We start from the raw sequence: 4,415 nt of genomic DNA on the forward strand, positions 1-4,415 counted from the left end.
GGGGTTACCAGGTGGGGTGGATGGCTCCTACCGGGAGGCCGCCGCCCAGCAGGGGTGGCTCGGCGTACTCGGTGAGGATGGGGGCGCGCACGTTCAGGCGTGCCAGGGCTGAGGTCAGGACGGGTGTGCGGGCTCTGGCGGCGCCGTCGTCGATCTTCAGGGCCACGGCGCCGACCTCCGGGATCGCCGCCGCGATCACGCCCTCCGCGCCGATCTTGGCGAGCAGACCGGGTACGCCGCGCATCAGCCGCGTGTCCTCCGCCTGGGTGCCGCCGACCAGTTCCGGGTACGCCCGCATCGCGTCCGCCACCGTCCGCTCGACGGTGCCCGGCTCGGCGCCGACCATTCGCAGGAACGCCCGCGCCAGCCCGGTCAGCGAGACGGCGAGCACCGGCGCGCCGCAGCCGTCCACCCCGACGGCCGCCGCCCGCTCGCCGGTGAACTCCTCGATCGTGGCGGTCAGGCACTGCTGGAGCGGGTGCTCCGGGCGCCAGTAGCCGTCCAGCGGCCAGCCCGCGGCCAGACAGGTGCGCACCATGCCGGCGTGCTTGCCGGAGCAGTTCATCAGCACCCGGGCCGGTCCGCCGCCGGCCCGCAGCACCGCCTCCCGGGCGGCCTCGCCGAACGGCAGGTCCGGCGGGCAGTGCAACGCGTCCTCGGTCAGGCCGGCGTCGCGCAGCAGCGCGGTGACCCGCTCGACGTGGAACTCCTCGCCCGCGTGGCTGGCCGCGACCAGCGCCACGTCGGCCGGGTCGGTGAGCGGCAGCCCGGCCCGGAGCATCCCGATCGCCTGCATCGGCTTGTTCGACGAGCGGGGGAAGATCGGCGAGGTGACGTCACCGGCTCCGGCGACCGGCTCACCGGCGGCGTCGAGCACCACCACGGAACCCCGGTGGACGCCCTCCACGAAACCGGACCGGACCACCTGGGCGAGCGGCACGCCGCCCTCGTACGTTTTTCCCACGGTATGGACCGTACCGAGGGGACGGACCCGGTCGGCGGCGGGGTGACCTGCGACGTCGACCGGGGCGGTACGGGGTCGTGGCCGGGTGTGCCGCTTACCGGGCGGTGGCCGGTACGCCGAGCAGCGTACGAGCCTCGGCGGTGGTCAGCGGAGGACGCTGGGCGAGCTGGGCGAAGCCGACCGCCCGCGCGACGAGCTGCATGTTGGACTCCACCGGGCGCCCCTTGGCGTACGTGACCGTGTCCTCCATGCCGACGCGCAGGTGACCGCCGGCCGACAGCGAGGCCAGCATCACGGGGATGGTGCTGCGCCCAATGCCGGTGGCCGAGAACGTGGTGCCCTCGGGCAGGTCGCGCACCATCTGCTGGGCCGCCACGAGCGTGGCCGTGGTGCCCGGCATGCCGCCCGGCACGCCCATCACGAAGTCGACGTGCACGTGCCCGCCGTGCGGCAGGCCGTACTTGCCGAGCAGCCGCTGCAACGCGGTGAGGTGACCCAGGTCGAAGATCTCGTACTCGGGGACGACGCCCCGCTCCTGCATCCGGGTGTGCAGGTCGACGATGAACTCCCACCGGTTGAGGAACACGTCGTCGCCGAAGTTGACGGTGCCCATGGTGCAGGAGGCCATGTCCGGCGCGGCGTCGAGCACCGCCAGCCGGGCGGACTCCGGGTCGGTCACCGCGCCGCCGGAGGAGAGCTGCACGATCAGGTCGGTGTTCTCCCGCAGCGCGGCCACCGTGTCGCGCAGCCGCCCCTGGTCGAGCGTGGGCCGCGCGTCGTCGTCGCGGATGTGGACGTGGATCACGGCGGCGCCGAGCGCCTCGCACTCCTTGGCGGTCAGCAGCAGCTCGTCGAGCGTCACCGGCAGCGCCGGCACCTCCGCCTTCGCCGACTCCGCGCCGGTGGGGGCAACCGTGATCAACGTCCCTGTCGTCATGCCCCGGATCCTAGACCGGTGCCCGGCGCCGGGTCGACCGGAGGATTTCCGGTGCGAGCGGCATCAGGAAGGGATCCTTTCGCCACCGAGGGCGTCCGGGAGGTTCCCTTCCTTAGGCGTCGATCGCGGCGGCGCTGTCGCCGACGAGCAGGCGGGCGTCGTCGGGCGTGTTGCGCTTCAGGACGGCGAGCGCCACCTGACCCAGCTCGTAGTGCTGCACGGCGGTGCCCACGAAGCCGACGGTCCGGCCGTCGAGCGTCACCGGCGTACCGGCGACGGGCGGCTGGTCGCTCGCCACGCCGTCGAGGTGCAGCAGGACGAGCCGGCGGGGCGGCTTGCCCAGGTTGTGCACCCGGGCCACCGTCTCCTGCCCCCGGTAGCAGCCCTTGTCCAGGTGCACGGCCGGGGCGATCAGGTCCACCTCGGCCGGGATCGTCCGGTGGTCGGTGTCCACGCCGGCCCGGACCCGCTTGGCGGCCACCCGGATCGCCTCGTACGCCCACAGCCCGGCCACCGGCACACCGGCGCCGCGCAGCTCCGCCACCACCTCGTCCATGGCCGCCCGGGGCACGAGCAGGTCGACGCCGAGCGCCACCCGCCGGGCCCAGCCGCCGACCGGGAGCGGCTTGACGTCGTACACCACCGAGGGCCGCGCGGGCATCTCGCCGGAACGGAACTTCGGACCCGGCACCGCGACCACGTCGGGGGCGGCCAGCCCGGTGACGCCGAGCGTGTCCAGCGCGCCGGCCGCCTCCGGCCCGACCAGCGACAGCAGCGCGTGGTCGGCGGTGGCGTCGCGCGGGTCGACCTTGCTGAAGAACCGCATCTTCTCCAGGTATGACAGCAGGCCCTCGGTCATCCCCGGCTCGGTGTCCAGCCAGGTGGTCTCGCCGTCGTCGGCGACCATCGCGTGCTGCTCGACGTGCCCGTGCGGGGAGAGCACCAGCAGCTCGGTGCCCTGCCACGGCGCCAGCGCGGCCAGGTGCTGGCTGGTGAGCGTGTGCAGCCAGCCGATCCGCTCCTCGCCGGGCACCGCGACCACGCCCCGGTGCGACCGGTCGACCAGGCCCACGCCGGTGGCCAGGAGCCGCTGCTCGCGCATCGGGTCGCCGTAGTGGGCGGCCACCGGGCCGACGCCGGCCGCCCGGTGGGCCGGCTCCGGCTGGTCCCGGGTCTGCTCGTCGATGGCGTCGGTGGTCACCGCGCCCGCGATGTCGATCATGTGGGTTCCCCGTTCTGTGCGCAGCGGCCGCAGACCCCGAAGAGCGCGACATGCCCGATGTCGACCTTGAACCCGCGCTGCTCGTCCAGCTGGTCGGCGAGCGGGCGAAGCCATTCCGGGGCGATCTCGTCGATCGCCCCGCACTCCCGGCACACCAGGTGGACGTGCTGGTGCTCACCGGCCGCGTGGTAGGTCGGCGAACCGTGCGACAGGTGCGTGTGCGTCACCAGGCCGAGCCGTTCCAGCAGCTCCAGCGTGCGGTAGATGGTGGTGATGTTGACTCCGGCCGCCACCTCGCGGACCGCGGTGTGCACCTGCTCCGGGGTGGCGTGCCCCAGATCCAGGACGGCCTGGAGCACCAGCTGCCGCTGCGCCGTCAGCCGCAGCCCGCGCGAGCGGAGCATTTCCGCGAGGGAGGATTCGGACACCCTTCGATCATAGTTCGGCCGCCGCGCCGGCCGGTCCGCCGCCGGGGGTACGCCACTACGCTGCGCCAATGGGTACGACACGGGTGGCGGTGCTCGGCCGGGGCCTCGTGCCGGCCGGTGAGCCGGTGCTGCGCGGCGACGACCGGGGCGTCCTGCACGGCGACGGCCTGTTCGAGACCATGCATCTGCGCGACGGCCGCCCTTGGCTGCGCGAGGCCCACCTGGCCCGGTTGCGGGCCGGTGCGGCGGCGATCGACCTGCCGTTGCCGCCGCACGCCGCGCTCGTCGAACTGCTGGACGCGGTCTGCGCCGGCTGGCCCGCGCAGACCGAGGGCGCGTTGCGGCTGGTCTGCACGCGAGGGCCGGAGGGCAGTGGGCCGCCCACGGTGTACGCGACGCTCGGCGAGGTGCCCGCAGCCGCCCGCCTGGCCCGGCGGGACGGGGTGACCGTGGCCACGCTGCCGCTCGGGGTGGCCGCCCGGTCCCGCCCTGAGCTGGGGTGGCTGCCGAGCGGTGTGAAGTCCACCTCGTACGCGCTGAGCACCGCCGCCCGGCGGTGGGCGCAGCGGACCGGCGTGGACGACGTGCTCTGGGTCTCGACCGACGGCTACGTGCTGGAGGGGCCCACCGCCAACGTGGTGTGGCTGAGCGGCGGGACGCTCACCACGGTCCCGGCGGCCCAGACCGGCATCCTGCCCGGCGTGACCGCGAACCACCTGCTGGAACGGGCGGCAGAGCTCGGCCTGACCTCCGCCGAACACCTGCCCACCGCGACCGACCTGCACGAGGCCGAGGCGATCTGGCTGACCAGCTCCCTACGCGGCGTAGCCGAGATCACGGCCCTGAACGGAACCCCTCGCCAAA

Annotated in this window: 5 protein-coding genes; 1 reads left to right on the forward strand and 4 read right to left on the reverse strand. The window is 74.2% G+C overall.

Going from position 1 to position 4,415, the window contains the following annotated elements:
• Window positions 1-4: 4 nt before the first annotated feature.
• The 4 genes from EAD96_RS00665 to EAD96_RS00680 form a co-directional block, all read right to left on the reverse strand.
• A complete protein-coding gene (locus EAD96_RS00665) occupies window positions 5-964 on the reverse strand; it encodes an asparaginase (protein WP_121682897.1) in 960 nt (319 codons plus the stop codon).
• Between the two features lie 94 nt (window positions 965-1,058).
• A complete protein-coding gene (locus EAD96_RS00670) occupies window positions 1,059-1,901 on the reverse strand; it encodes a 3-keto-5-aminohexanoate cleavage protein (protein ID WP_120572926.1) in 843 nt (280 codons plus the stop codon).
• A gap of 112 nt (window positions 1,902-2,013) precedes the next feature.
• The gene (locus EAD96_RS00675) at window positions 2,014-3,123 is read right to left on the reverse strand and encodes a folate-binding protein YgfZ (protein WP_121682898.1); all 1,110 of its coding nucleotides are present in this window, start codon (window positions 3,121-3,123) and stop codon (window positions 2,014-2,016) included.
• Entirely contained in the window at window positions 3,120-3,527 is a 408-nt protein-coding gene (locus EAD96_RS00680; RefSeq protein ID WP_121682899.1) for a Fur family transcriptional regulator, read from the reverse strand. Before EAD96_RS00680 ends, EAD96_RS00675 begins: the two co-directional genes overlap by 4 nt.
• 92 nt (window positions 3,528-3,619) lie before the next feature.
• On the opposite strand from EAD96_RS00680, the gene EAD96_RS00685 reads away from it, so the two are divergent.
• On the forward strand, window positions 3,620-4,415 hold a 796-nt coding region (locus tag EAD96_RS00685; protein ID WP_233585324.1), incomplete at its 3' end, for an aminotransferase class IV.

This window comes from Micromonospora sp. BL1 (genome assembly GCF_003667485.1).
Classification (GTDB): Bacteria; Actinomycetota; Actinomycetes; order Mycobacteriales; family Micromonosporaceae; genus Micromonospora; species Micromonospora tulbaghiae.

Excerpts from the sequence above, each read along its gene's own strand:
- EAD96_RS00670 (WP_120572926.1), bottom strand. The coding sequence starts at position 1,901 with ATGACGACAGGGACGTTGATCACGGTTGCCCCCACCGGCGCGGAGTCG.
- EAD96_RS00675 (WP_121682898.1), bottom strand. The coding sequence starts at position 3,123 with ATGATCGACATCGCGGGCGCGGTGACCACCGACGCCATCGACGAGCAG.
- EAD96_RS00680 (WP_121682899.1), bottom strand. The coding sequence starts at position 3,527 with ATGCTCCGCTCGCGCGGGCTGCGGCTGACGGCGCAGCGGCAGCTGGTG.